At 62.7% G+C, this 24437-nt stretch carries 23 protein-coding genes; 7 read left to right on the top strand and 16 right to left on the bottom strand.

All coding sequences use genetic code 11. The features are described 5' to 3' along the window. Positions 1-23 precede the first annotated feature (23 nt). From BX604_RS31835 to BX604_RS31825, 3 genes are read right to left on the bottom strand one after another with little or no spacing between them, the layout of a single operon-like run. The gene (locus BX604_RS31835; protein WP_098554762.1) at positions 24-245 is read right to left on the bottom strand and encodes a helix-turn-helix domain-containing protein; all 222 of its coding nucleotides are present in this window, start codon (positions 243-245) and stop codon (positions 24-26) included. Continuing rightward, positions 242-1210 carry a serine O-acetyltransferase EpsC gene (epsC, locus tag BX604_RS31830; RefSeq protein WP_098554761.1) on the bottom strand — a complete coding sequence of 323 codons (969 nt, stop codon included), beginning with the start codon at positions 1208-1210 and terminating at the stop codon, positions 242-244. Before epsC ends, BX604_RS31835 begins: the two co-directional genes overlap by 4 nt. Before the next feature lie 28 nt (positions 1211-1238). After that, positions 1239-1709: a rhodanese-like domain-containing protein gene (locus tag BX604_RS31825; protein ID WP_098554760.1), complete on the bottom strand. Its 471-nt coding sequence runs from the start codon at positions 1707-1709 to the stop codon at positions 1239-1241. Between the two features lie 894 nt (positions 1710-2603). Between BX604_RS31825 and BX604_RS31820 the strand changes: the two genes are divergently transcribed. Continuing rightward, positions 2604-4916, top strand: a complete 2313-nt coding sequence (locus BX604_RS31820; RefSeq protein ID WP_098555194.1) for a T6SS effector phospholipase Tle3 domain-containing protein — start codon at positions 2604-2606, stop codon at positions 4914-4916. A gap of 134 nt (positions 4917-5050) precedes the next feature. Next, the gene (locus BX604_RS31815) at positions 5051-6394 is read left to right on the top strand and encodes a virulence factor (protein WP_098555191.1); all 1344 of its coding nucleotides are present in this window, start codon (positions 5051-5053) and stop codon (positions 6392-6394) included. Between the two features lie 112 nt (positions 6395-6506). Here the strand turns inward: BX604_RS31815 and BX604_RS31810 are convergent, their stop codons facing one another. The 4 genes from BX604_RS31810 to BX604_RS31790 form a co-directional block, all read right to left on the bottom strand. Next, complete coding sequence (locus BX604_RS31810; protein WP_098554759.1) at positions 6507-7550, bottom strand: alpha/beta fold hydrolase; 1044 nt, start codon at positions 7548-7550, stop codon at positions 6507-6509. Positions 7551-7804: 254 nt separating this feature from the next. Continuing rightward, positions 7805-9184, bottom strand: a complete 1380-nt coding sequence (locus tag BX604_RS31800; protein WP_098554758.1) for a tripartite tricarboxylate transporter permease — start codon at positions 9182-9184, stop codon at positions 7805-7807. Further along, complete coding sequence (locus BX604_RS31795) at positions 9184-9681, bottom strand: hypothetical protein (RefSeq protein ID WP_098554757.1); 498 nt, start codon at positions 9679-9681, stop codon at positions 9184-9186. The genes BX604_RS31800 and BX604_RS31795 overlap by 1 nt, the downstream gene beginning before the upstream one ends. A gap of 86 nt (positions 9682-9767) precedes the next feature. Further along, positions 9768-11054, bottom strand: coding sequence for a hydroxymethylglutaryl-CoA reductase, degradative (locus BX604_RS31790; protein ID WP_098554756.1), 1287 nt, complete (start codon positions 11052-11054; stop codon positions 9768-9770). A gap of 163 nt (positions 11055-11217) precedes the next feature. Between BX604_RS31790 and BX604_RS31785 the strand changes: the two genes are divergently transcribed. Together BX604_RS31785 and BX604_RS31780 are read left to right on the top strand one after the other, a co-directional pair. Then, entirely contained in the window at positions 11218-12603 is a 1386-nt protein-coding gene (locus BX604_RS31785) for an aminotransferase-like domain-containing protein (RefSeq protein WP_098554755.1), read from the top strand. Positions 12604-12876: 273 nt separating this feature from the next. Further along, positions 12877-13248 carry a DUF2471 family protein gene (locus tag BX604_RS31780; protein WP_175800722.1) on the top strand — a complete coding sequence of 124 codons (372 nt, stop codon included), beginning with the start codon at positions 12877-12879 and terminating at the stop codon, positions 13246-13248. A 48-nt stretch (positions 13249-13296) separates the two neighbouring features. Here BX604_RS31780 and BX604_RS31775 read toward each other — a convergent pair whose 3' ends face one another. The 6 genes from BX604_RS31775 to BX604_RS31750 all read right to left on the bottom strand — a co-directional run bounded on the left by BX604_RS31775 (position 13297) and on the right by BX604_RS31750 (position 18451). Beyond that, positions 13297-13605: a (2Fe-2S) ferredoxin domain-containing protein gene (locus BX604_RS31775; protein ID WP_098554753.1), complete on the bottom strand. Its 309-nt coding sequence runs from the start codon at positions 13603-13605 to the stop codon at positions 13297-13299. A gap of 55 nt (positions 13606-13660) precedes the next feature. Further along, entirely contained in the window at positions 13661-14623 is a 963-nt protein-coding gene (locus tag BX604_RS31770) for a DMT family transporter (RefSeq protein WP_098554752.1), read from the bottom strand. A 55-nt stretch (positions 14624-14678) separates the two neighbouring features. Then, complete coding sequence (locus BX604_RS31765; RefSeq protein WP_098554751.1) at positions 14679-15110, bottom strand: DUF2000 domain-containing protein; 432 nt, start codon at positions 15108-15110, stop codon at positions 14679-14681. Positions 15111-15178: 68 nt separating this feature from the next. Next, entirely contained in the window at positions 15179-16393 is a 1215-nt protein-coding gene (locus BX604_RS31760; protein ID WP_143748159.1) for a stearoyl-CoA 9-desaturase, read from the bottom strand. Positions 16394-16541: 148 nt separating this feature from the next. Beyond that, the gene (locus BX604_RS31755) at positions 16542-17405 is read right to left on the bottom strand and encodes a phytanoyl-CoA dioxygenase family protein (protein ID WP_175800726.1); all 864 of its coding nucleotides are present in this window, start codon (positions 17403-17405) and stop codon (positions 16542-16544) included. A 173-nt stretch (positions 17406-17578) separates the two neighbouring features. Then, positions 17579-18451 carry a DUF6202 family protein gene (locus BX604_RS31750; RefSeq protein WP_098554748.1) on the bottom strand — a complete coding sequence of 291 codons (873 nt, stop codon included), beginning with the start codon at positions 18449-18451 and terminating at the stop codon, positions 17579-17581. Positions 18452-18870: 419 nt separating this feature from the next. Between BX604_RS31750 and BX604_RS31745 the strand changes: the two genes are divergently transcribed. Then, complete coding sequence (locus BX604_RS31745; RefSeq protein ID WP_098554747.1) at positions 18871-19479, top strand: TetR/AcrR family transcriptional regulator; 609 nt, start codon at positions 18871-18873, stop codon at positions 19477-19479. A gap of 569 nt (positions 19480-20048) precedes the next feature. On the opposite strand, the gene BX604_RS31740 is transcribed toward BX604_RS31745, so the two are convergent. The 3 genes from BX604_RS31740 to BX604_RS31730 form a co-directional block, all read right to left on the bottom strand. Continuing rightward, positions 20049-20651: a pyridoxamine 5'-phosphate oxidase family protein gene (locus BX604_RS31740; protein WP_098554746.1), complete on the bottom strand. Its 603-nt coding sequence runs from the start codon at positions 20649-20651 to the stop codon at positions 20049-20051. An 88-nt stretch (positions 20652-20739) separates the two neighbouring features. Continuing rightward, positions 20740-20928: a hypothetical protein gene (locus BX604_RS31735; protein ID WP_098554745.1), complete on the bottom strand. Its 189-nt coding sequence runs from the start codon at positions 20926-20928 to the stop codon at positions 20740-20742. Between the two features lie 10 nt (positions 20929-20938). Next, entirely contained in the window at positions 20939-22138 is a 1200-nt protein-coding gene (locus BX604_RS31730) for an aminotransferase-like domain-containing protein (protein ID WP_098554744.1), read from the bottom strand. 496 nt (positions 22139-22634) lie between these two features. Here BX604_RS31730 and BX604_RS31725 point away from each other — a divergent pair, with 496 nt between their 5' ends. Together BX604_RS31725 and BX604_RS31720 are read left to right on the top strand one after the other, a co-directional pair. Next, complete coding sequence (locus BX604_RS31725; RefSeq protein WP_098555188.1) at positions 22635-23381, top strand: glucose 1-dehydrogenase; 747 nt, start codon at positions 22635-22637, stop codon at positions 23379-23381. Between the two features lie 156 nt (positions 23382-23537). Next, entirely contained in the window at positions 23538-24392 is an 855-nt protein-coding gene (locus BX604_RS31720; protein WP_098554743.1) for a DJ-1/PfpI family protein, read from the top strand. Positions 24393-24437: the final 45 nt, after the last annotated feature.

Genomic DNA, 24437 nt, shown 5'->3' with positions numbered 1-24437 from the left:
GAAGGGGAAAAAGCGGGACGCCGTCAGGTGACGTACGCGCGCGGCAGCAGCGTCGAGATCGACACGTCGAATGCGCGCGCGATCTTGTCGGCGGTGACGATGGATGCGATCGCCTCGCCGCGCTCGATCTCGCCGACATACGAACGGTTCAGCCCCGCGTGTTCGGCGAGCTGCTCCTGCGACCACGTGCGCGCTTCGCGCAGCTTGCGCACGTTGGCGCCGAAGTGCTGGATCAGGTCGCTCATGGCGTCACCTGCGTGTCGGGCACCGGCTCGGCCGGCTCAGTCGGCTCGGCCCGTACACGCGGCGCGGCATTCGCCTCGCTGCGCAGCACGGCCTGCGTGACGTTCGCACCGGCCGGCACGTCCTGCGTGAGCCACACGTTGCCGCCGATCACCGCGCCGCGGCCGATCGTGACGCGGCCGAGGACCGTTGCGCCGGCATAGATCACGACGTCGTCCTCGACGATCGGATGGCGTGCGAGCCCTTTCTCCAGATGGCCGGCCGCATCGCGCGGGAAACGCTTGGCGCCGAGCGTGACGGCCTGGTACACGCGCACGCGCTCGCCGATGATCGCCGTCTCGCCGATCACGACGCCCGTGCCGTGATCGATGAAGAAGCCGCCGCCGATGCGCGCGCCCGGATGAATGTCGATGCCCGTTTCCGCGTGAGCCTGCTCGGCGATGATCCGCGCGAGCAGCGGCAGCCCGAGCCGGTACAGTTCGTGCGCGAGCCGGTGATGGATCATCGCGAGAATGCCGGGATAGCAGAGCAGCACTTCGTCGACGCTGCCGGCGGCCGGATCGCCATGGAACGCGGCCAGCACGTCGCCGTCGAGCAGGCGGCGAATGTCGGGCAGGCGCGCAGCGAAGGCCTGCACGGCCGTGGATGCAACGTCGTCGATCTGCGCGTCGGCATTGCGCTGACGCGCGGCGTAGCGCAACTCCAGCGTCACTTGCGCGAGCAGCGCGTTCAGCGCCGCGTCGAGCGCATGGGCCACATGGAAGTTCTCGCTTTCCTGGCGCAGGTCGGGTGGCCCGAGCCGCATCGGGAACAGCACGCCCTTCAGCGCGCCGATGATCTGCGCAAGCGCCTCGCGCGCCGGCAGGTCGCGCCCGCCCGGTTCGAGCGAGCGCCGCTGCTTCTCGCGCCACGCGCGGCGCACGGTCTGGAGCGACTGAACGATGTCGTCGATTTCAAATGCGGCCATGCTGACTTCTCCCCGTAACGGCCGTGACTCAGTCCTGTGCCCACGGCAGGCCGCGATAGCGCCAGCCGTTCCGGCCGCCGCGCTGCTGCCGCTCGTCGAGGTCGCCCTCGAACCCTTCGAGCACGTTGAATACCTGCGTGAACCCGGCCTTCGCCGCAGCCTCGGCCGCCTGCGCGGACCGGTTGCCGCTGCGGCACAACAGCAGCACCACCGCGTCCTTGCCGGTCTTCGCTTCCAGTTCGCGCACGAAGCGCGGGTTGCGCGTCAGGCTCGTGCCGGTCGCCCACGGCACGTGCAGCGACTCCGGCACGTGGCCGACGAATTTCCGTTCCTCCGCGGTGCGCACGTCCACCAGCAACGCGTCGCCGGCGGAGAACAGCGCCCATGCGGCTTGCGGCGCCACGCCGCCCGCGTAAGGCGTGCCCGCCGATGCGGCCGCCGTGCGGGCGTCCTCGAGCGCCTGCTGTGCGGCGGTTCGTTCTTCCAATGCAAAAGTCATGACGCTTCCTTGTTCTCGCAGATTCGTATGAACCAACACCCTGGGAATGCGGCCGGTGCAGCTTGCGTGCTGTCTATAGCCGTCAGCCCCACTATGCGAGCGCACTCGGAGAAGCAGAACCAATAAAAATTCATTTCCTAATCAGCGGCGCGTGAAATGCAATAGCAGAGGCACGCTATCGGGGCGGGGGCGTGCGGGGGATGTGAGGAGATGACAGTTCGATGTCATGCATCGAAGGATTTTGAAAGGCGGCCGTGCCGTGAAGTCACGAGCGGCGCACTGGACGTCGTCATGGAATTGAAACGAGCACGGCAACCGCGAGGATTCGAGCGGCTTTCACGAGCGCGCTCGCTGGAGGAAGTGGGGTATCGATCACCGGGCGTCCGACGCGAAAGTCTGGCACCGAACGTTTGCTGCGTGTCGACAGTAGAACCCGCTCATGTATCCGGCATGTTTCAACAACATGGCTTCAGCACAATCCGATTTTTATGAAGCGGCGATCGATAAAGTGCAATGCAAACGCGTCGGTCTTGCCACGCTTGCACGGACGATAACGATTCAGGCGCTGCAAGGTACGGACGCAGTGTCGTACGCACGTGCATCACACGATTTCATCACCGGATAACGCACCTCACAGACGAATCGGATCGAGAGGTCGCGTGCATCTACATCCATGAAGCAATGCGAAGCATTCCTGCTTGAAACACATTCTGACAATCCGCGTTCGTTGCCACGGCCTTTGCGCGCATTTTTCCGGAATCAGTGTTTTTTCGTGTGTGCCAGATCGTTATGCTTGCCGCCTCGTTCCGGTTCTTCTTTGATTCGGACACTTATCGATTCTTCCGATATCGATCCGATGACGGAGGAACGTATCAGGCATGCCAAGGAGTCTGGATGACCGATTCATTTCTCGATCCGCGACCGATAGCGGACACGCCCACTGACGAACCCGCTGCTCAGGTCAATACGCCCGACGCACCTAAATCACGCCCCGAACCACCGCCGATCATCGTCGGTCGCGTCGAAGGGGTGACGAGGTTCGTGAAGGGCATACCGCTTATCTGCGTCAGGCAGATGCCCTTGCCCGGTGTCGTCATCTTCGTGCATGGCGTGAACTCGGAGGGCGAATGGTTCGATGCGACGGAGGACGGGCTGTGCAAAGGCCTCAATCGCCGGATCGGGCGGCTCGACGATCAATTGATGTATCACGGCATCGAAGCCGGGCAATTGACGCCGGCGAAGTACACCGAAAGCGTGACGCCGGATGGGTTCTTGAATCCGAAGCTTTGGTCTGGCAACTACATCAAGCCCGAGCCGTCATTTTCGCCAGTCATTCATTTCCGGTGGGGCTATCGCGCGACTGCGGCGGAATTGAAAGAGTACGGCGACAAGATCTTCCTCAACGAGAAGGACTACTGGGGCGGCGGTCCGTTCACCAATGGCTGCTCGAGCCTGCCCGACCTTTGGCACGGCGGTCTCGATGATCGAACGATGGGATGGATGACCGTGCAAGGCATCAATCCAACCAATCGCCCTTTGTACCGCGCGCCGCCCCGCGCGTATGGCGTGCTCGCGGCCTTGCGATTAGCCAGATTGATCGAGTCGATCCGCCAGATGCAGGCTGATGTACCGATTACCGTCGTATGCCATAGCCAAGGCAACATCGTCGGCCTCACGGCGGCGTTCTTCGGCGACGCATTCCCCGATGTTGAAGATCCGTGGGGCCGCATGGGCCACTGCGTCGCGGACGCCTATGTGCTGGCAAACGCGCCGTACAGCCTTGCGAATGCAGATGGCCCGTACAAATCCGACACGTTCATGGATACGTGGTCGCAACGCGCGACGAAAGATGCGAGCGGTCATCGTGGACGGCAAAGCTACGCCGCGCGCACGAAAACGTTCGGCAAATTCCTGTCGATCATTGGTGCCCGCAAGGACTTCGAACAACCGGTGGACAAGGTTGATGAAGACATGAAAAACAAGCGGATCTCGCCAACGAGCAACCGGTCCTATGCCGCGCAACAGGATCGCGATCGGCATGGCTTGAATGGATCGACGTATGGCCGCGTCACCGCGTATTGCTGTCCGCACGATCAGGTGATTTCGGCGGTGACGGTTCAAGGCATCGGCTGGCGCGGGATCAGCAAGCATGAACTCGACGACATCAGCGCCGCTGGTGTCCTGACGCAGCGCGTGTTCGCATCCGGCTTTCCCGTCGGCGTACAGAAACCCTATCGGTATTGGGAGGATGACTGGCGGCATGGCAAGCCAGGAACGAAGTCAGGCTTCTGGTACCCGCCATCGCCACCGGCCAAATTCAACCTGATCGGCGCAGTCAAAGACAATGAGAGTGTTTGGGGTATAGCGGCGACGCTGGCAACCGCACCGCTCATGTTCGTCGTGACCGGCATCAGTTCGGCGTTGAACATGCTCCGCGTGAACGCCGATCCACCAAAGGGCTGGACGGTGGTAGCGGATGCTCCCGCGCTGGATGATCCATTTCCGCCCAAGGCCTTGCGATTCGGCAAACCCGTCGAAACGAAGGACGGTGACGCGGTAAGCGACTTCAACGAAGGCAACGATCCACCGGCTGCATGGCGTGATGCGAGCAAGGCCGATGCAGACAAACGGGCTGACGATCCCTACGACCAGTACAAAGCAAAGAACAAGGACAGCGTTGCGCAAGGCACGGCAGCAACCGAAGCCGGGCAGCGCTACGAGGATCGCGCGCTGATGCGGATGGAGGCACGTCGAACATTGAACACCGAATGGCTCGACCGCGACGGCCATGTGATTGGCGAGGACGGCAAAAGCGAAATGCCAGAAGGCTACAAGGAATGGCGCGACAAGCAGATCGTCGACTGGCTCGATCGCGGCGCGACCAATAGTCCGACCAACCACTCTACGACGATGACCAATCCCGAGCATGCCGAGAAGGCCCTTGCGTATGACGTTGCCGTGGGGCGGTGCTATCTGACGGAGAAGCAGCTCAAAGAGCTGCGTATTCAGGCCGACTGGCGCATGGTGGCAGGCGCCCCGGATGACGGTCAGGTCAAGAAATACGCGAAGTATTTCAAATCGGGAACTGTCGATGACCTCCCTATGCATAAATGGGTACATGCAGAGAAAAGCGAGGGGGCAATACCCGACGCGATCTTGGATGAGCGTGAGGGCGAGTTTTATCTAAGGGTCGGGGGTGTGATTTGAAGACGCTAATCGCCACATGGCCGCGCCGCGCTGCCATCGCCGTTTTGACATGGCTGATCACCGCCGTACTCATGGCCACGTTGATGGCACACGTAGAACAACCCGGCCCGGCACATTTGGAAATGGGAGACTGGATGAAACGATTCGTTGTCGTACCCGGCCTGACCGCGCTCATGGTGTTTCTGTTCACCACGGCCGCGATGCGCTCGGCACAAGCAGTGCCTGCGCAGGAGTCCGCGGGCAACACCGCGCTAGCAGTAGCAGAACCGGCAAGGCCATTCGTCGCGCAGGTTGTCGGCCTGATTTGGCTGAATCCACTGCAACGCAGGGACTATCCTACCGAGTGGCAATTGCTGTGGACGCAAGGGCTTTCAGCACCTAACAAAAATGACGATATGGTTCGCACCGATCCGAAGTCCTTTACTACGCTGCAATCTGTAGCGGGTATCGCATACGGCAACGAAGGCGAGGAAACGTTTAAGGGGTTTTACCATAAATATATGGAGGAATTCCTGGATTTATTGCGTAACCGCTACGCGATGAACTCATCCTATTTTTACACGGTTAAACCCAACGATCCCAAGGATTGGCGCGAACTGGCCGGAATTCATGTTGAGTTGGCGATTCCGGAACGGCTCGAAATCGCAGAATCGAGAGAATTTTTGACCAAGGAGATCAAGTCGACATTCTTGATCGGAAATCCATATTTCCCGACGATGTGGAGCCGCCCCACGCCTCCCGACGTGCACATCACGCAAGGCGGTGCGAACGCCGGCTTCACGTCGCTGGACAACGCGCTGGACTACTTGCAGGCGAATCCTGACAAGACCGTATGGGCGATCAACTGGGACGCACCAAACTTCCCGCCCACGGACGCCCAGATCAACGAGAACCTCGTCGTACTGTTCCTCGCCGGCCCGAACTTCAACACCGAGCGCGAACCGCTCGCGTGGATTGGCAAGGCCGCAACCGGCAATACACAGGCGTTTGAGCGGAAGGTCGGCACCACCCGTGCCGTGCAAGCGTGGAAGGTCGCCATCGACCAGGCCGCCCGCAATGCCGGTATCGCCGTTCCGGACATCAACTACATCTTCCACGACGCCGGTAAACCCAGTGACACATCGTCGTCACGCCTTGTTTCGCTCACACGAACGTTGACTGAAACCCTTCCGGAATACGACTACATGAAGCAGACCTTCAACACGGCCGGTTTGCTTGGCGACATGGGAACCGGTAGCGCATTGACCAACGTGGCGCTCGCGATCGGCCGCGTCAATCACTACGGCGGCAACGCACTGGTTGCCGGCACAACCGATCCCGAACATCCCGTCGCGGTTGTCGTCATGCCCCCGTCGAAGCTCACGCCAATCGATCCGACCAAGGACTGGTTCCGCGCACGCGGCGGGAACAACGCCTACCTCCCATGGTGGGGACGCCGACACGACACGGATTACGGCATGCAGGGCTATTCGTGGTGAGTCAACGACACGGCAACGCCATCCGGGCGACCGGGCCCGGTCAGCGCCGAGCGCGCTCCGACACGTCGACACGCCCACCCCCGATCAACACACCAGCCAGCACCCGCCCGCATCACAGATGCTCCACCTGCAGGATCGCATCGGCAAACGCCTGCGGCGCTTCCTGCGGCAGGTTGTGACCGATGCCGCCGGTGATCGTCCGGTGTTGATACTTGCCCGTGAACTTCTTCGCATACGCTGCCGGTTCCGGATGCGGCGCGCCGTTCGCGTCGCCTTCCATCGTGATCGTCGGCACGGTGATCGCCGGGCCGGCCGCGAGACGCCGCTCGATGTCGTCGTATTGCGCCTCGCCCTTCGCAAGCCCGAGACGCCAGCGATAGTTGTGGATCACTACCGCCACGTGATCGGGGTTCCGGAACGACGCGGCGCTGCGCGCATAGGTCTCGTCGGAGAACTGCCACTTCGGCGACGCGAGCTGCCAGATCAGCTTGTTGAACGCATCGCGATTCGCCGCATAGCCGAGCGCGCCGCGCTCGGTCGAGAAATAGAACTGATACCACCACTGGAATTCGGCCTGCGGCGGCAGCGGCTTGCGATTCGCCTCCTGGCTGCCGATCAGGTAGCCGCTCACCGACACCAGCGCCTTCACGCGCTGCGGCCACAGCGCCGCGATGATGTCGGCCGTGCGCGCGCCCCAGTCGTAGCCGCCGAACACCGCGCGGTCGATCTTCAGCGCATCCATCAGCGCGACGATGTCGACGGCCGTCACTGCCTGCTGGCCGTTGCGCACCGTGTCGGCCGAGCGGAACGTCGTCGACCCGTAGCCGCGCAGATACGGCACGATCACGCGGTAGCCCGCCGCCGTGAGCAGCGGCGCGACTTCCGCGTAGCTGTAGATGTCGTACGGCCAGCCGTGCAGCAGGAACACGACCGGCCCGTTCTTCGGCCCGAGGTCCGCATACCCGACGTTGAGCACGCCCGCGTCGATCTGGTGGATCTTGCCGAGCGACGCGACGCCGGCCGCGCGCTTCGGTGCCGACGCATCGGGTGCCGACTGCGCGCGCGCCAGCGAGCCGAACCCGAGGTCGGCAAGGCTCAGGCTGGCGAGCGTCGTACCAAGGATCAGACGGCGGCGGGTATTCACGGTATCAGGCATGACTCGTTCTCCATTGTCGATCGCCAAGGATGGAGCCCGCGCATGTGCGAGCGCTCCAGTATCGCCGTTCACGCGAGCGGCGCATGGCACCGCGCCGCCGTGTGAACTGCTTCACCGGTTTTATATCCGAACGGTCCGGATGTCTTGTATCTCAACGTATCTGCGTTCGGGAACGACACACAGCGATTCAAAATCGCACGCGAAACGGCGCGTTTCGGGGCCGCGCGGCACGCACGGCCCCGTGCGCCGATGCGTCAGAGCAGCTTGACGATTGCCGGCACGCTCAGCACCGCGACGTAGTAACCCATGAACTGCACGCCCGTGTTGAACGCGAACAGGCGCGACAGCATGCCGCCGAACAGGCCGATCGTGACGATCACCGCGAGCCCGAGCAACTGGCCTTCCCAGACCCCGATCACGACGATCAACCCCGCGAAGGTCGCGATGATCGCTTCGTGGCTCAGCTTGCGCGCGACGAACGACGCCGCGCGGTGCGCGTGATGCATCGCCAGCGGATACGCGATCAGCGCGGCCAGCAGGATCGACAGCAGCCCGTAGCCGAGAAACTCGGGCCAGCTCATCAGCGTATGGAGGTTGTGGATCTGCCCGCTCGCCGCGTCGACCGTGAAGCGCGGCGGCGCATTGAAGAGCGGCGCGGCCGGTCCCGCCGCCACCGGACTCAGCGGCAGCCCGAACGCGATCAGCGGAATCAGCGCCTCGGCGATGTAGGTCGCCTCCGTCACGCCGTTACGCGCGGCGATCACGGTCGTCAGCCGCTGGTACGCATGCCGCACGCGCGCACCGACGATCTCGCCCATCAGCACCGTCATCGCGACCGGGCTGAACACGAACGTCGCGCTCGACACGGCGGCCGTCCCGACCGTCCAACCCACCTGCTCGCGATCGAGCACCTTCAGCGGATTCGGGAAGTAGCCGCGCCAGCGCTTCACGTCCGGTGCGAGCACGAACGTCGACGGCCCGTCGCGCCGCATGCGCCGCCGCTCGGCCGGCGACAGGATCGAGAACAGGTCGGCGACCAGCGGCCCGATCGCGATGCCGAGGAAGTAGCTGACGCTGAGCTTCACGCCATAGTGACCGGTCAGCGCCTGCAGCCCGACCACCAGCATCACGAACGGCACGAGCAGCAGCACCGCCGCCCAGCGCCCCGCGGAGAAATACGCGATGCCGACTGCCGCCGCGAGGAACACCCACGGCGCGGCCTTCGCGATCGCCGTGCCGAACGGCGCGAGCAGCGACGCGAACAGCACCGCGAGCGGCAGCGCGACGAACGCGGCGACGATCGCGCCGGAGATCATCTTGCGCAGCGCGATGTGCGGCACGCCGAGCGCGCGCAGCAGCGTCGCCTGCTGCAACAGCGGCGCGGCCATCGTGTCGCCGGGAATGCCGAGCAGCGCGGTCGGGATCGCGTGCGTGATGTGCTTGGCCACCGCGCCCGCGAGGAAGAACGTGAACACGCCGGCGGGCGGCACGCCGAGCAGTGCGACGAGCAGCGTGAGCGGCGCGATCGTCGTCGTTTCGTCGGTGCCGGAGATCAGCCCGATGCCGGAGAACACGATCGCGCCGAGCAGGCCCATCGCCAGCGCCGACGGCAGTGCATGCAGAAGCGCGTCCATCAGCGGCCTCCCGTGCGCGCCCGCGCAGACGACGCTTCGTACGAAGCAAACAGGTCGAGCAGTCCGAGCTCTTCCATCTCCGCGCGTGCGCTCGGCGACAGGTCGCTCACCGACCCGAGCCCGCCCGAGGCTTCGGCGAGCTGCCGAAGCGCTTCGTCGCGCTCGGGGCCGTCGGCCGCATGCTCGATCACCGTGCGCTTCGGCTTGAACAGGCACGCGCACAGCGCACCGGCCAGCAGACAGCCGCCGAGGCCGATCAACATCGCATAGGCCCGTGCGATGGCCGCGTCCTGCACGAATGAAGCGAGCGCGAGACGGCCTGCCTCGAATGCGCCGAGGCTGATCGCGATGCCGAGCAGGACCGACCAGGCCAGATGTTTCGTGGCCACCGTGTCGCCCCACACCTCGACGAGCGTGTCGGTACCTGCATCGGCCTGCGCGAACGGCTGCGCGCGATGCCGCGCCGCCGATACCGCGCCTGAACCGGTCTGTTCCATGTGTCTCCTCCTGGATTGATATGTGGCCGGCTGTCCCGGCACGGCATGCGTCATGCGGCATGCCCGCGAACGTCATGCGTCAGGCATCAGGCGTCGCCATGCGCCGCCAGCAGTTCGACCGCGAAATCCGCGCGCACGTCTTTCTCGGCGACCATCCGTTGCGCGATCCGGTCGATGTCCGCGCCCGTCGCGCCGGCCGCGACGGCGATGTTGCGCGCATGCAGCGCCATGTGGCCGCGCTGGATGCCTTCGGTCGCGAGCGCGCGCAGCGCACCGAGATTCTGGGCAAGGCCGACCGCGACCGCAATCTCGCCGAGTTCCTGCGCGGACGTCACGTTCATGATCTTCAGCGCGAGACGCGCGAGCGGATGCGTCTTGGTCGCACCGCCGACGAGCCCGACCGGCATCGGCATCTCGATCGTGCCGACGAGGTCGCCGTTGTCGGCCTTCTCCCACGTCGTCAGTGACGTGTAGCGGCCGCTGCGGCTCGCATACGCATGCGCGCCGGCTTCCACCGCGCGCCAGTCGTTGCCGGTCGCGACCACCACCGGATCGATGCCGTTCATGATCCCCTTGTTGTGTGTCGCCGCGCGATACGGATCGGTCGCCGCGAACACGTAGGCGTCGATCACGCGATCGATCACCGCTTCGCCGGAATAGTCGTCGGTCGCGAGCGTCGCGGCCGAGTACCGTACCTCTGCGCGTGCGAGCCGCAGATCCGCGAGGTTGGACAGTATCCGCAACCGTACCTGCCCGCCCGTGATCGCTTCGATACGCGTCGCGATGGCTTCGGCCATCGTGTTGACCGTGTTCGCGCCCATCGCGTCGCGCACGTCGACGATCAGGTGCGCAACCACCATCGCGCCGCGCGGCGTGTCCGGGAACACGTGCACCTCGATGTCGCGGCAGCCGCCGCCGAGGCCGACCAGCACCTTGTCGCGACTGTTCGCGAGTGCGATCAGCTCGGCCGCGTGCCGCAGGATCGCGAGCCGCGCACCGTACGGATCGCCGACGCCGATCACCTGGACCTGCGCACGCATCAGCGGGCCGCTGCTCGACGTGCGAAAGCCGCCGGCCGCGCGCGACAGCTTCGCCATATACGATGCGGCCGCAACGATCGACGGTTCCTCGACGGCCATCGGCACGATCACGTCACGGTCGTTGATGCGGAAGTAGCCGGCGACCGCCATCGGCAGCTCGAACGTGCCGATCACGTTCTCGATCATGCCGTTCGCGGTGTCGAGCGACAGCGCGCCGGGGGCGGCGAGCAATGCGTGCTCGGCATCGTCGAGCCCGACGGTACGAGCGAGGTGGGCCAGGCGTTGTTCGGGCGTGAGCGAGCGGAAGTTGGGCAGTGCGGAATCGATGGGCATGAGAGGTCGTTCTGTTTCGGGGTGGCAGTGTGGCCTGTCGCGGTTGCGGCGGGCAGCGGATAGCCGAATAATAGTCACGCTGTACCCTTTGAAAAGGTACAGACGGACCAGACAGTCAGACATCCGTACCCATGACAGTGAACCCCTGCGACGGAACATCGCGATGAAACAGCGTGCAAAAGCCAGCCTGTCTGGCGCCATGGCGGACAATCTCGCCAGACAGATCGAGGAAGGCGTGTTGCCGGCCGGCGCGAAGCTGCCTTCCATCAGGGAATATGCTGAGGCGTCCGGGTGTTCGAAGAACACCGTGATCAGCGCGTTCGAGATGCTCGCCGCCGACGGGCTGATCGAGCCGCGCCGCGGCTCCGGCTTCTTTGTCACGCGGCGCGCGGCGGCCGCGCCCGACATCGACGAGCCGAGTTCGCTCGGCCGCGCGATGGACATCGTGTGGCTGATGCGCGAACAGCTTCACGAGAAGCCCGACGTGCTGAATCTCGGCGAAGGCTTCCCGCCGATCGAATGGCTCGAGGAAACACGGCTGAACCAGTACCAGCAGCGCATCGTGCGCACCGGCTCCGCGTCGCTGTTTCGTTACGGCAGCCGCTTCGGCTACCTGCCGCTGCGCCAGTCGCTGCAACAGAAGCTGGCCGGCTACGAGATCGAGGCGCCGCCCACGCAGATCGTGCTCACGCACGGTGCGAACCAGGCGATGGACCTCGTGCTGCGCTACTTCGTGCGGCCTGGCGACACCGTGCTCGTCGACGATCCCGGCTACTACCCGCTGTTCGGCAAGCTCAAGCTGAGCGGCGCGAACATCGTCGGCGTGCCGCGCGAGATCGACGGCCCCGATGTCGCGAAGCTGGCCGAGCATATCGCCGCCTATCGGCCGAAGCTGTTCTTCACGCAATCGGTCGGGCACAACCCGACCGCGACCGATACGAGCGCGGCGAAGGCGCACCGGATCCTGCAACTCGCCGACGCGCACGACCTGATCATCGTCGAGGACGATGCGCTCGCCGACCTGCGCCCGCGTTCGCTCACGCGTATTTCGACGCTCGATCAACTGCGCCGGACGATCTATATCGGCAGCTTCTCGAAGTCGGTGTCGGCAGCGTTGCGCGTGGGCTTTCTCGCGTGCAACGCGGCGCTCGCGAGCGACCTCGCCGACGTGAAGATGCTGACCCACGTCAGCAGCTCCGAGTACTGCGAGCGCACGCTCGATGCGATCGTCAGCGACGGGCATTTCCTCCGCCATACGAATCATCTTCAGGAGAAGCTGCGGCGCGCGACGGCCACCGCGCTCGATGCGCTCGACCGGCTCGGCGCGCAGGTGTATCGGCCATGCGAGCAGAGCCTGTATCTATGGGCTGCGTTGCCCGGGTGGCCCGACTCGATGCAGCTCGCGCAGGCGATGCTCGAGCGCGGCGTGATCCTCGCGCCGGGCGCGGTGTTCTCGCCGCAGGCCGATCAGCCGTCCGCGTATTGCCGGTTCAATGTCGCGTATCTGGCGGACAAGCGATTCGCGCGGGCGTTGAATGCGCTCACGTAGTCACGGACGCGAGGCGAGTCGAGTCGGTGACGCGACCAGCCGAGCGAGCACGCGGCGCAGCCCCCGCAGACAACTCGGCAAGTGCTAATATCGCCAGCGCCGCGAACAGAAATCGAACAAGCGTCGCCGCAACTCCGGGGCTTTGAATATTCCTTGCGCGCTGCAATTTCGGTCGGGCTGATACGCCCGTGTATGACCCGCCCCACTCGAAAACCGGGAAAACGACAGCACGATCTCCCCGAACCAATATTGGCCAAACCACACGAGGTCCAGATGGAGTTCCGCCCCGCACCTCCTGGTATCGATCTGTCGCTTCACGACGCAGCGTCCGACTTGACTTCTCTTATTGTCGCCGCCGTCGACAAGCGGCCGGAATTTCATCGCACACGGGTCGAATCCATCACCTGGAGAATGCTGATCGAGGTTGAGACAGAGGCGTTCACCGATGCTTCGTTCACGTCAAGATACGCCGATTCCGTCGTCAATACCTTCTTCAAGGTGGCTGACGAATATCGCTCGATCGAGTCGATTGACGACCTTGTCGACCTCAAGGATCGTGACATCCAGAAGATGCCCTTTGTGCTTGCAATCGTATCGATGCTGCTCAAGCAGCGCGCAGCAAAAAACAAACGCCTCGACTCGTAACCGTATCCGATACGGGACCCGCACCGGGCTCGCTTGCTTACCGTGTTACTAGTCGATTCGCAGGCGTTCGACGACTCGACCGTTGACCAGATGCTCGTCGACGATCTGATCGATATCGGTTTTATCGACGTAGGTATACCAGACAGCTTCCGGGTAGATCACGACGATCGGGCCATCACTGCACCGCGCGAAGCAACCGGCACGATTGATTCGAATCCTAGGGGCGTGTTGGGAAGCAGCATCTGCCAGCCGCTTCTTTGCATACTGGCAAATTTCCGACGCCCCGTGGTCATTGCACGCCTCCCCGTTCTCGCGCTCATTCGTGCAGACAAAGACATGACGGTCGTAAAAACTCATCGCGATTCTCCTTTGGACACCCGGCTGACTCTTACGCTCGCTCTTCGAAAATCGTTCACTCGACATGTCTCGGCACGGGCTTTCGCTCCGCGGGTGTCCACTGAATGATCACGATCCCGCTCAACAGAATCACCGCCCCGACGATGCTGTACCAGGTCATCCGCTCGTGCAGCAGCAAAACGGCCAGTACCGTGGAAACCAGCGGCTCCAGTAGGCTCGCGATCGCACCACCGACGGCGCCCGTACCCTTGATACCGCCCAGGAAAAGGGTTTGCGCAATCGCCGTCGGCACCGCGGCCACATAAAGCAACATCAGCCAGCCGTCCGTCGTGTAATGGAGTTGCAGCCCGTCGTGAAGACCGAACGGCAACAGCGCCAATGCGCCAATGGCGAATCCGATCCCGCCCGCGTGCATGGGGCTACAGATCTTTCCAGAAGCCCGGGCGGCCAGTACATAAAAGGCCTGGCATACCGCACAGGCAACCGCGATCGCGACACCGATCCAGAATTGCCGAACATCCTGAACGACGCCTGAGGGAAGACCGACCAGAAACACCGTGCCCACGATTGCGAGGACCAGCGCAATCATCGTTTGCGCATTGAATCGTTCTCCCAGCCAGGCGACCGAGATCAAGGCAACGAAAATCGGTGCGCCGCAGATGCTGATCAACACCGAGATCGCCACACCCACTCGCTCGATCGCAAGCACGTATGTCAGCTGGTAGAACGCCATGCCCAGACCGAGTCCCGCAAGCACAAGCAGACCTTTGGGCGTCAATCGGACGAACCATGTTCCCAAATGGATCCGTCCCATCAAGAGCAGAAATGGCACCGACAACGCCAGTCGCAAGAAGCTGATCGACACAGCATTTGCCCCGGCCGACGTTCCGAGTACATTGAAGATGATCCCGGTGGTTCCCCACAACGTAGCGGCGGCCAAGACCATCGCCCACCCTTTCCTTGCATCCAGGTCCGCCGCATATCCCGGAGCCGCCGGTACCGCCTTTATCGATCCCATGTCGTTCTCACTATGTGTAATCAAATGATCCGACGTGTGTCGGTACGCTTCATGGCTATTGCTTGAACAACGAGAATCGCTTCGTGAGTGCCTCCACCCCCTCTCGCGCGCCAAAGATCACCACCACCACGAAGTCCAGTGCCTCATCGAGCGCCGTGCGCGTTGCTTCCATCTGCGCTGCTGCCGACGCACCGATCATTGAAGTCGTGAAGACGTTGTATGCAATGCTCGTGCTCGACGCTTCCTTCACGTTGGAAAGAAGCACACGAAGCTGGTTACTGTTCTTGGCCTCGAGAATGATGAACGGCGATTCATCGATCTTCGCTACAAAATCACACGCGACGTTCTGGTACTCCAGGAGATTGCCGACACCCGCATTGCCGGACAGACCAAATGCGGTGTGCGCCAGCGCATTCAGCACGACCGGAGTCGGATGCTTGCGGTTGATCACCGCCACGAACTTGCTTGCGTTGTCTGCGTATGCCATCTTTTTCGACCTGTCGTTTGAATCGGGTTGACACGAGAATTTCGATGCCGGCCGGCGGCCTCGACTGTTCAAGAACCATTCGCGGGAGACGTGCCGGCCGCCAACTCCGATTCGGCGGGCAACTCCGACGCTTGAGACATGTGGACGAACACATGCGCGATCATGTTTTCGATGCCCCACAGCTCGCGCTCTTCCATTCCGGCGGAATTGCCGCTATCGATCGCGCGTTGGCGTTCGAATATCGCGTGAGGCCAACTTCTATGGCTATGACCTACGGCACTAGCCAGGTGATGCCAGTCGTGTGCCGGCAGGTCTCCGACCAGGACGCCGACACGCATGGGAATGTGCATGAACAATGTCCTGCACCACCACCGAAGCCACACCCGGGTCGACGGGACATCGCCATCTGCGCCGGGAACGCATTCACCGCAAAACCGCCCATGGCAGCGTTCCGCGTAGACGCGCTGCTGGACGCCTGGCGCCGCGCCCACGAGCCAGATGTGTTCCGTCGAAAACTGCAGCAGCGCGCTCATTTGATAGAGAACGGTCAACGGAAGCCACAGTGCAATCGCGGTTGCATTCAAGCCAAAGCATGCGGGCATGACGACGACGAGCACGACAAGCCACACGACCACGAGACACTGTTCGATCAGGGGTCGCCTCAGGTTCGATATGACACGGGACTTGAGGAACCAGAGGTGGAAAACCGGTGAAAAAAGCGTGCTGAGCAGGTTGTGATTCAGTTCGGCGATGGAACGCCCCGGACGGATTCCGAAGTTGAACAGCAACGACGCGTCCGCATCATCCCGCGTCGTGAAGACCGAACGCCGATGATGGTCGAGATGCTCCTGTTCGTACTCGATTTCGTTCTGCGCCAGGACGAAGATGGTCAGGCCTTTCGACACAAGGCCGTTCATCCTGCCCCCACGTCTGAAAAGCGTCTCGTGTATTGCATGATGCCCATACACGACCTGAATCTTCCGGAGCAATCCGACCAGGAACACCATCGCCATCGGCGCAACGACGTAACCCAATATGCGAAGCCAGTCTCTGGAAGACGTCAAAAGATACAAGTGCGCCGCGCACGTCCCGATCGCCAACAGGACATCCATGCCGAGGGAAAGCGCCGGATGGAGCGTGAACCACGCCTGCTCATTCGGGAGAGGTTTGCCAGTCAAGCGCGTCCAGAGCGGTTGCGTCCATCTCGGGAAGCGCAAGTACGATGCTCGTACGGATATTCGATGAAGCTCACCTTCGTTGGTTAGCGATTTAGGCAAAGTCATTTGTTTTCCTAAATATATTGCCTGGCATCCGATTCACCGACGTGACGCGTCCCGCACCGCTCAGAGACGCGTCGCCCTATACTCAGCCTGACGTACGAGTCCGAGGCCCATCGGCTCATCGTCGGGCAATGGTTCAGCCCTCGCTATCTCAGCTAGTCACTTCCGCGCGCACACGATCGTCTTCCGGGCAGTCCCGGTTCGGCGACAGATCGCTGAGCTCACGAGGCGTCAACGGCGAATAATCACGCGCCGCAAGAAACTCCGGGCGCGGCGGGCGCGTCTGAATCGGCAGGTTCTTCACGCTGTTATAGGAAATGAATGCGACGCGTCTGTCGAACGGAGAGATATTGACGCCCGATGCGTGGAACAGATTCGCGTGAAAGACGACGATGTCTCCCGCTTTCCCCTTCGGGGCGTCCATGCCGTGCAGGCGCACCATCTCGCGCAGCACGTTTCGATCGACGGTGTAGCGAAGCTTGGCCGTCGTGTTGCTGAGCCAATCGCTCTGCTTGTCGTAAGTGTCGATCGTATGCTTGATGCTCTCCTTGAAGCCGTCCACATGCGACCCGGGTATCACGGTCAGCGGCGCATTGAACTCGGTAACATCGTCCAGAAACACGGCGACGGTCAGGAACTGCGGTTCGGGCAGTTCGTCCTCGCGATGGTAGAACGTCATGTCCTGATGCCATTCCCACACATCGCCGACGAACGCGGCCTTGATGTTGAGCTTGAACTGGTGGACGTATACGTCCTCGCCCAGGACGAACTTCGCCGCCCCCAGAAGAGTCGGGTGCCGACACAACGTTGCCAGCGCTTCGTTGCGAAGGTGGGCGCCGTGGAGTCCGCGAACCGTCTTGCCATCCACTTCAGTCACGCGCCCCGGATCCGTGGTGTCGTTCATGCAGTCGTCAGCCGCCTTGCGGAGAATATCCAGCCCGGCAGCGTCGATTACGTTTGGAACGGTAAAGTACCCTTTATCAAGAAACTGCTGCTTGAAGGTAGCGTTCTGCATCGTCATGCTCCAGTACTTGTTTTCGCATTGTGGTTGGGGCGGACATCAAAGTCCTGCGACCATGCCTGCTATCGACACGTCGTCGGTAAAACGTTCAGGTGTAGCGCACGGCCCGATTGCCATTCACATAACGGATACTTCGACTCCGCACCCCGTCGGCAGGAAGGCGATCGTCACGCGGCAGCCGCGACGGGCGCTCGTGCTCCGGACAGGTGGAGAAAATCGGCGAACTCGTTCAGTGCGATATTCCAGTACGCTGCGTAAGTCCGGGTGAGCTGCAACATGCGCGCCTGCTTTTCCACGGTATCGGCGATTGCAGTGGTGCCCGTATCGTCGTCGCTCACTGCCTTGTGATGTTCGACCTCGGCGTGGATGTGGGAATCCATCCATTGGAAGTGTTCCGGTCGGGAGAACAGGCGAGCGCCGTCGACGTCGACTCTGGAGAAGACGCGCTTGAATGCCACCGTGATATCCAGCGCGATGGCCTCCACGACACGCAGTTGCACGGCAGCACCGAGCGGGTCATGCGCGAGCTGGCGCATATTTTCGATGAGTCGCTTCCCGCCAGGTCCGAGCAGGTTCGACGTATCGTTCGCCCCATCGCCCAACGTCGCCTTGAGCGGATCGACGATGGCGCTTTCCCACCATGCGTAGTGCATGCCGGCCGGGCCGGCCGGGGCCACTTCCTTGAACACCGACATGACGTTGGACAGGTCGTCGCCAATAACCTGGAATACGGTCTGGATCGCCGTCAGGAGATTGGTGTTCGGGTGGGCCTCGGCATCGGCCTCGGACGCCATCAGGCCCAAACCTGCAAGCGACGTGAACATGAACGCCTTGGTGATCTCGCGCCAGCCGTGCGCGATACCCAATGCGGCCAACGGCTCGATCGACTTCACCGCCTTGGCTTCCACAAAAAAGCGGTTCGTTTCCGTCGTCAGATGCGATGCCTCGAGGCACGCAGCAATCTCGGCATCGAAGTCCGCCAACGGTGCGTGGTCACGTTTCGAGTCTGCGTTGACCGTCGATTCGACTGCGTTCGTCATAATATGCATTCCTTATGAATGTAACTAAAAAGAAGAACATCACGAAGCTGCAAGTTTCCCAATACGTGCCTGCTGCCGAACTTCCATGCACACAGAACCGACTCTCGCCCAATCGACATTCGCCGCTCACGTCCGTCACTCTTGATGAGGAACAGGTGGCAACGCGACCAGGAACGCCGGTTGACTCTCGAGAGCCTTCTCTGTTCACTACAAATCTTAATTTGAGGATTGCTTATTTTTTGTCGTTCATTTTTTTGTCGGCCAATCGTCGGGCAGACGCGCTGGTCTGCCCGACCTTCCAACGCAACACCGGGTTGTCCGCGAACTTGATCCTTGACCTGTCGCGATTTGAACTATAATTGTCAGCATAGTCAACGTTGACACTCCGGTCAACGATTTTTTGAGGAGGCGACGGACCTATGGCAATGACTCGGCAATTCGATGAAGACGCAGTCCTCGAGAGGGTTCTGGAAATCTTCTGGATAAAGGGCTGGAAAGCAACCTCCATGGCTGACCTGGCAGAAGCAGCGAATGTTCAGCGAGGCTCGCTGTACCACGCGTATGGCGGCAAGGAGCAGCTCTTCCAGCTTGCGTTCGATCGATATGCGACCCGGGTACTTGACGAGACACGGGCAGCACTGAATGCGCCATCCGCGCATACCGCACTGCAGCAGTTTTTCGAGAGTTCAATTGCCAGCATGACCGCGCATGTCCCGCCTCGCGGCTGCCTGACGACCAAGAGTGCGATCGAAGCGGACGCATCCGCCGACAATATTCAGGACAGTGTCCGCAGCCTGCTCAAGAATCTGGAAAATGCGATCGTCGAGGCGCTGTCGCGGGACGAGATCCGCGCATCGCTTGCCCAGTCTCCTGAAGCGACGGCTCAAATGATCATTACCTTCACGCGTGGACTCGCGGTGATGGAACGAATCAACCACGATCCGGAGCAGTTGCGCGAGATGTGTGACCATCTCGTCAATTTGCTGTACTCGGACAACAGTCAGGCACTGGCGGCCGTCAATACCTAGGCCGAGGCGCCGCACGCGCTTTGCCCCCGGGCAACTCGGAGATTGGGCGGGTTTTCGCCATGCAAGTCTCCCGCATCGTCATCTTGCCGCGCATCGACGCGCGACAGTCACTGCCGATCGTCGCTTGTGCTCGCGAGTTCGCGGCCTGCAAGCGCACGATGTACGCACTCGAGATCGTCCGATTCTGAACACTTCGATGCATCCCCGTTCCGAACGGCCTATCCACACGCACCAGAACCCCATCATTCGCCACTGCCGACGATGATTCCCGGGCGTGCCGAGCGACGTGGCCACTGATCAGTCTGATCGTTGCTCTCGGTGAGGCACGAACGTTGCCCTATTCAGAACGCTTCTAGCGCAACTCGTCTTTGGGGCCCGCCCGTGTCGCGGCAGGACGCGCAATCGGCAGTCGTCCGGACGGAAGATCGACTCGAATTGACGGGGAACAGCGCCCTGACCCGGTTTCCCTTCGGACACGCACAGGTCATGCGGCGCCCAATTCGACAGTCTGATGTCTCGCGGATTTGCCTGGCATGTACGCGTTTGTCGCAGCGATACGGACGCCGTCGTCAGGGAGCGATCCAGCGGCCTTCGTAGCCGTCGTCGTTCAAGTCGAATACCGCGCGCCGATGGCCGCTGCGGGCGAGGTCGAGCCAGTCGATGCGCGTCAGCTTGACGTGGAGCAGGCAGAAGTTCCGATAGCCGTCGTCGGTGATTGCAGCGCCCGGGCTTCGGCTCGCCGCGATATGCGCCTCTTCAGGCAACTCGATCGGCGTGCCCGGACGCAACGGCGCGCGATACAGCAGCAGCGTATGCGGGCGGCTCGATTGCCAGATCGCACGACGTTGCACGTCGTCATCGCAAATCGATACGGTGCCTTCCGTGCGAATCTGCACGAGCGCATCGAGATCGTTCGCGACGATCGCGATACGCGGATCGCGACGCAGCTCCGCGACCTTCTCCGAACGCACATCGGTATGGAACGACAGCAGACGATCGGCGCGGCTCACCTGCCGCAGCACGATCGTGCGCACTTTCGGCGCGCCGTCGAGGCCGAGCGTCGCGGCCTGCAGCATCGTGAACGGCGAGCGCTGCACACTGACGCCCGACTCGAGGCAGGACCACAGACGATCGTACGTTTGCGCGAGCGATTCGGAAGCGATATCGGACATGATGAGGCGGCGATCCCGCGTGATTCGATCGCGTTAGCTTAACCGTTTCGGCGGCGCCGCCCTCGCCCGCTGCGCGCCGCCACGCAGTTCAGTTGTAGCCGAGCACGACCGGTGCCGCGTCATGCATGTCGGTCGAAACCGCGCCGAAACGGCCGAGCACGTCGGCGACATACTGCGGGCCGGCGTTGATCTGCGACGACTTGTGCTCGACGGGACGGATGCCGGCCATGCCCGGCGCTTCGTCCATCCATGCGGTGTCGTTGATGATGAAGTTCATGTGTGTCTCCTCACGCGGCCAGCGCCGTACCATACGCGCGCACGAGGCGCGCGACGCCTTCGCGGATCGCGTCGACGTCGGGCGCGGCGAACGACAGGCGCAGCGATGCGGCGTCGACGTTGTCCGCGAAGAATGCCTTGCCCGGCACGAACACGATCTTGTTCGCGATCGCCTGCTGCAGCAGCACATCCGACGATACGGCACCGATGCGCGCCCACACGAACATCCCGCCTTCGGGGCGATGAAACGTGATCGCATCGCCGAAGCCGTCGCGCAGCGCATCGCACATCGCGTCGCATTTGCGCTGGTAGGCCGCCGTGATGCGCGGCAGATGGCGTTCGAGCGCGCCGTCGGCGAGATATTCGGCGGCGGTGGCTTGCGTCCACGGCGTGCTGCACAGGTCGACCGTCTGCTTCGCGATCACGCAGCGTCGTGCGATCTCGGCCGGCGCGATCGTCCAGCCCACCCGCAGCCCGGGCGCGACGATCTTCGACAGGCTCGCGAAGTGCACGATCCAGTCGCGCGCGCCATCGACTTCGCTCGCGAGCGCGAGCATCGACGGCACGGCCTCGCCCGCGAAACGCAGGTCGCCGTAGGGGTCGTCCTCGACGATCAGGAAACGGTATTGCACGGCCAGACGCAGCAGCTTCAAGCGGCGTTCGCGCGTGAGCGTCGCGCCGGTCGGGTTCGCGAAGGTCGGCACCGTGTACAGCAGCTTCGGCTGCGCGATCTCGCCCGCTGCGAGTTGCGACGCGAGGCGATCGACGTCGAGACCGTCGCCGTCGACGGGAATCGTCACGATGCGCGCCTGTTGCAGACGCATCGCCGACAGCGTCGCCGGGTACGCCGGTTGTTCGGTCAGCACGACGTCGCCCGGCGCGACCATCACGCGCAACAGCAGGTCGAGACCCTGCTGCGAGCCGGTCGTGACGAGCAGTTCGGCCGGCGTGCAGGTGACGTTGCGGCGCGCCATCAACGCGATCAGTTGTTGCTTCAGCTCGGCGAGACCGTCGGTCGGACCGTACTGCAGGCAGCGGACCGGCTGCGCGTACGCGCGTTCGGCGGCCGTGTTCAGGCCGTCGACGTCGAACAGGTCGCTGGCCGGATAGCCGCCCGCGAAGGAAATCATCCCCGGTTCGGAGAGGTACTTGAACAGCTCGCGGATCGGCGAACCGGCAGGATTCTGGAATGAGGGCGTGAACGCGTACATGTCGTCGTGAGCTGGAGGGCAGGGACGGCCGGGATAGCCGACAAGTGCCGCCCGCCGCGGCGCGGGTGTGCACCACGGCGGTGAATTCGAGCCACGATTGTCGATAGTCATTAACGCGGCGGCAAACGATATCTATGCACTAGGTCTTGCGGTTTGGTCATTAATTGGGGGGGAGGTTCCAGCGCAGCAGGCCCTCCGCCGGCCATGCCGTCGTCGGCAACGCACCGGGTAATTCGGCCGCGCCGACAGGCTTGCCGGCAATCGTCCGCCCCCCCTTTTCCGAAACAATTCGCCGTCACGGATCGCGCACACACCGCAACGCGCGAGTGATCCGTCAGAATCGAAGTGACGCTTTTTGAGGGTTATACGACCTTTGAGCCATTCACCCCAAGTTCCATAATTTGTACCGGATATCAAGCCGAAACACGGGCACGAACGCAATCGCGCTTGCCGTCTTTCGGCTTGAACGATCTCAACGCAGAGAAAGGAACCGATGATGAGGCTCAAGAACAAGACGGCTTTGATTACCGGCGGCACCAGCGGCATCGGCCTGGCAACCGCCAGGCTCTTCATGGCGGAAGGCGCCCGGGTAGCCGTGACCGGTCGCGACGAAAGCGCGTTCGAACGCGTGAGGGCCGAGCTCGGCGAGCACGCGCTCGTGCTCAAGGGCGATGTCCGTTCGATCAACGACATGCGCGCAATCGCCGCCGAGGTGAAGGAACGGTTCGGCGGCCTGGATATCGTGTTCGCCAACGCGGGCTGGGCTTTCCCGTCCGCAGTCGGCGACATCGACGAAGACCTCTATGACGGGATCATGGACATCAACGTCAAAGGCGTGGTGTTCACGCTTCAAGCGGTGCTGCCCGAGCTGCGGGATGGCGCGTCGGTCATCCTCAACACGTCGTTCGTCGCGCAGACCGGCAAGCATGGCATTTCGCTGACGGCGGCAGCAAAGGCCGCCGTGCGATCGCTTGCCCGCAGTTGGTCCTACGAGTTTCTCGACCGCAAGATCCGTTTCAACGCGATTGCGCCGGGTGCGATCGACACGCCGCTGCTCTCGCGGTGGGGCATGTCCGACGAGTGGGTCCGCGACCGCAAGGCCGAGTTTGCTCAGACGATTCCGGTGGGCCGCCTGGGTAAGGCCGAGGACATCGCGTACGCGGCGCTTTATCTCGCCAGCGACGAATCGTCCTATGTCGTCGGCACCGAGCTGGTCGTCGATGGCGGGGCTTCACAGCTTTAAGCCTTCGCCCATCGTTCCAGACGCGGCGCACGTCACTTCAGCGCAACGCATCCACATCGTCATCCCTCGTTCGCCACGCGCTTTGTCGCGGGGTCTTTCAATCCGGCCGACCTGGCTTTATTTGCAGAGGAAGCCTAAGTACAAGGAGAGATTCACTTGACCGATCACAAGAAAAACGACGCCTCCAGCGAAACACTCACCCACGCAGGCCATTCACGTCGCGACGTACTCAAGTTCGGGAGCGCCGCCACGCTCGGCGCTGTCCTGGGCGGAGGGGCCCTGCTGGGTCGCGCCACGCCTGCCTTCGCGCAGGCAGGCAATGCGGCAGAACTCGCGCCGAGCGAGCCGCTCAATATTCTGATCGTGAACTACGACGGCGGCACCCTGCTCGATTTCGCGGGCCCCAGCGAGATCTTTCATCGGCTGCCGAACACGCATGTTCGCTACGCGAGCCTCAACGGGGGCAACGTGACGCTCGAATTCGGCGTCGTCTATGGCAACACCGAACGACTGGCCGATATCGAGAAGACCGACCTGATCCTCGTTCCCGGCGGGTCCGATTTGTCGGTGCCGATGCGCCCGGCGTATCAGGCCCAGATCCGGCGTCTCGCCGAAAGCGCGAAGCACGTCACGTCGGTGTGCAACGGGTCGCTCGTGCTCGCCGCCACGGGCGTGCTCAAGGGCAAGCGAAGTGCCTGCCATTGGGCATTCGTCAACAAGCTGTCCGAATATGGCGCGATCCCCGTCCCGGATCGCTTCGTGGAAGACGACCACGGCCGCTTCATGAGCGGCGGTGGCGTGACGGCGGGCATCGACTTCGCGCTGCGCGTCGCCGCCAGGCTACGCGGCCAACAGGCCGCCGAATTCACGCAACTCGTGATCGAATACGACCCCGCTCCGCCGTTCCATTCCGGTCATCCGCGCGATGCGCGGCCGGAAGTCATCGCGATGGTCGACAAGGCGTTGCCCGGCGCATCCAGAGGTCTCGCGCGCATTCCGGGCGTTCGCTGAACAGCCTGGCAGGCAAGGTGTGCGAAGGCCCGCGCCGGCCGCGAT

The organism is Burkholderia sp. JKS000303, assembly GCF_002563755.1.
Lineage (GTDB): Bacteria > Pseudomonadota > Gammaproteobacteria > Burkholderiales > Burkholderiaceae > Burkholderia > Burkholderia anthina_B.
This window is presented reverse-complemented; position numbering and strand designations above follow the sequence as displayed.

What these genes read in the sequence shown, in the direction of transcription:
- BX604_RS31740 (WP_098554746.1), bottom strand. Translation starts at nt 20,651, where the DNA reads ATGTCCGATATCGCTTCCGAATCGCTCGCGCAAACGTACGATCGTCTG.
- BX604_RS31730 (WP_098554744.1), bottom strand. Translation starts at nt 22,138, where the DNA reads ATGTACGCGTTCACGCCCTCATTCCAGAATCCTGCCGGTTCGCCGATC.
- BX604_RS31815 (WP_098555191.1), top strand. Translation starts at nt 5,051, where the DNA reads ATGAAACGATTCGTTGTCGTACCCGGCCTGACCGCGCTCATGGTGTTT.
- BX604_RS31825 (WP_098554760.1), bottom strand. Translation starts at nt 1,709, where the DNA reads ATGACTTTTGCATTGGAAGAACGAACCGCCGCACAGCAGGCGCTCGAG.
- BX604_RS31755 (WP_175800726.1), bottom strand. Translation starts at nt 17,405, where the DNA reads ATGCAGAACGCTACCTTCAAGCAGCAGTTTCTTGATAAAGGGTACTTT.
- BX604_RS31785 (WP_098554755.1), top strand. Translation starts at nt 11,218, where the DNA reads ATGAAACAGCGTGCAAAAGCCAGCCTGTCTGGCGCCATGGCGGACAAT.
- BX604_RS31765 (WP_098554751.1), bottom strand. Translation starts at nt 15,110, where the DNA reads ATGGCATACGCAGACAACGCAAGCAAGTTCGTGGCGGTGATCAACCGC.
- BX604_RS31810 (WP_098554759.1), bottom strand. Translation starts at nt 7,550, where the DNA reads ATGCCTGATACCGTGAATACCCGCCGCCGTCTGATCCTTGGTACGACG.
- BX604_RS31775 (WP_098554753.1), bottom strand. Translation starts at nt 13,605, where the DNA reads ATGAGTTTTTACGACCGTCATGTCTTTGTCTGCACGAATGAGCGCGAG.
- BX604_RS31760 (WP_143748159.1), bottom strand. Translation starts at nt 16,393, where the DNA reads ATGACTTTGCCTAAATCGCTAACCAACGAAGGTGAGCTTCATCGAATA.
- BX604_RS31835 (WP_098554762.1), bottom strand. Translation starts at nt 245, where the DNA reads ATGAGCGACCTGATCCAGCACTTCGGCGCCAACGTGCGCAAGCTGCGC.
- epsC (WP_098554761.1), bottom strand. Translation starts at nt 1,210, where the DNA reads ATGGCCGCATTTGAAATCGACGACATCGTTCAGTCGCTCCAGACCGTG.
- BX604_RS31790 (WP_098554756.1), bottom strand. Translation starts at nt 11,054, where the DNA reads ATGCCCATCGATTCCGCACTGCCCAACTTCCGCTCGCTCACGCCCGAA.
- BX604_RS31750 (WP_098554748.1), bottom strand. Translation starts at nt 18,451, where the DNA reads ATGACGAACGCAGTCGAATCGACGGTCAACGCAGACTCGAAACGTGAC.
- BX604_RS31820 (WP_098555194.1), top strand. Translation starts at nt 2,604, where the DNA reads ATGACCGATTCATTTCTCGATCCGCGACCGATAGCGGACACGCCCACT.
- BX604_RS31770 (WP_098554752.1), bottom strand. Translation starts at nt 14,623, where the DNA reads ATGGGATCGATAAAGGCGGTACCGGCGGCTCCGGGATATGCGGCGGAC.
- BX604_RS31780 (WP_175800722.1), top strand. Translation starts at nt 12,877, where the DNA reads ATGGAGTTCCGCCCCGCACCTCCTGGTATCGATCTGTCGCTTCACGAC.
- BX604_RS31745 (WP_098554747.1), top strand. Translation starts at nt 18,871, where the DNA reads ATGGCAATGACTCGGCAATTCGATGAAGACGCAGTCCTCGAGAGGGTT.
- BX604_RS31800 (WP_098554758.1), bottom strand. Translation starts at nt 9,184, where the DNA reads ATGGACGCGCTTCTGCATGCACTGCCGTCGGCGCTGGCGATGGGCCTG.
- BX604_RS31795 (WP_098554757.1), bottom strand. Translation starts at nt 9,681, where the DNA reads ATGGAACAGACCGGTTCAGGCGCGGTATCGGCGGCGCGGCATCGCGCG.
- BX604_RS31725 (WP_098555188.1), top strand. Translation starts at nt 22,635, where the DNA reads ATGAGGCTCAAGAACAAGACGGCTTTGATTACCGGCGGCACCAGCGGC.
- BX604_RS31735 (WP_098554745.1), bottom strand. Translation starts at nt 20,928, where the DNA reads ATGAACTTCATCATCAACGACACCGCATGGATGGACGAAGCGCCGGGC.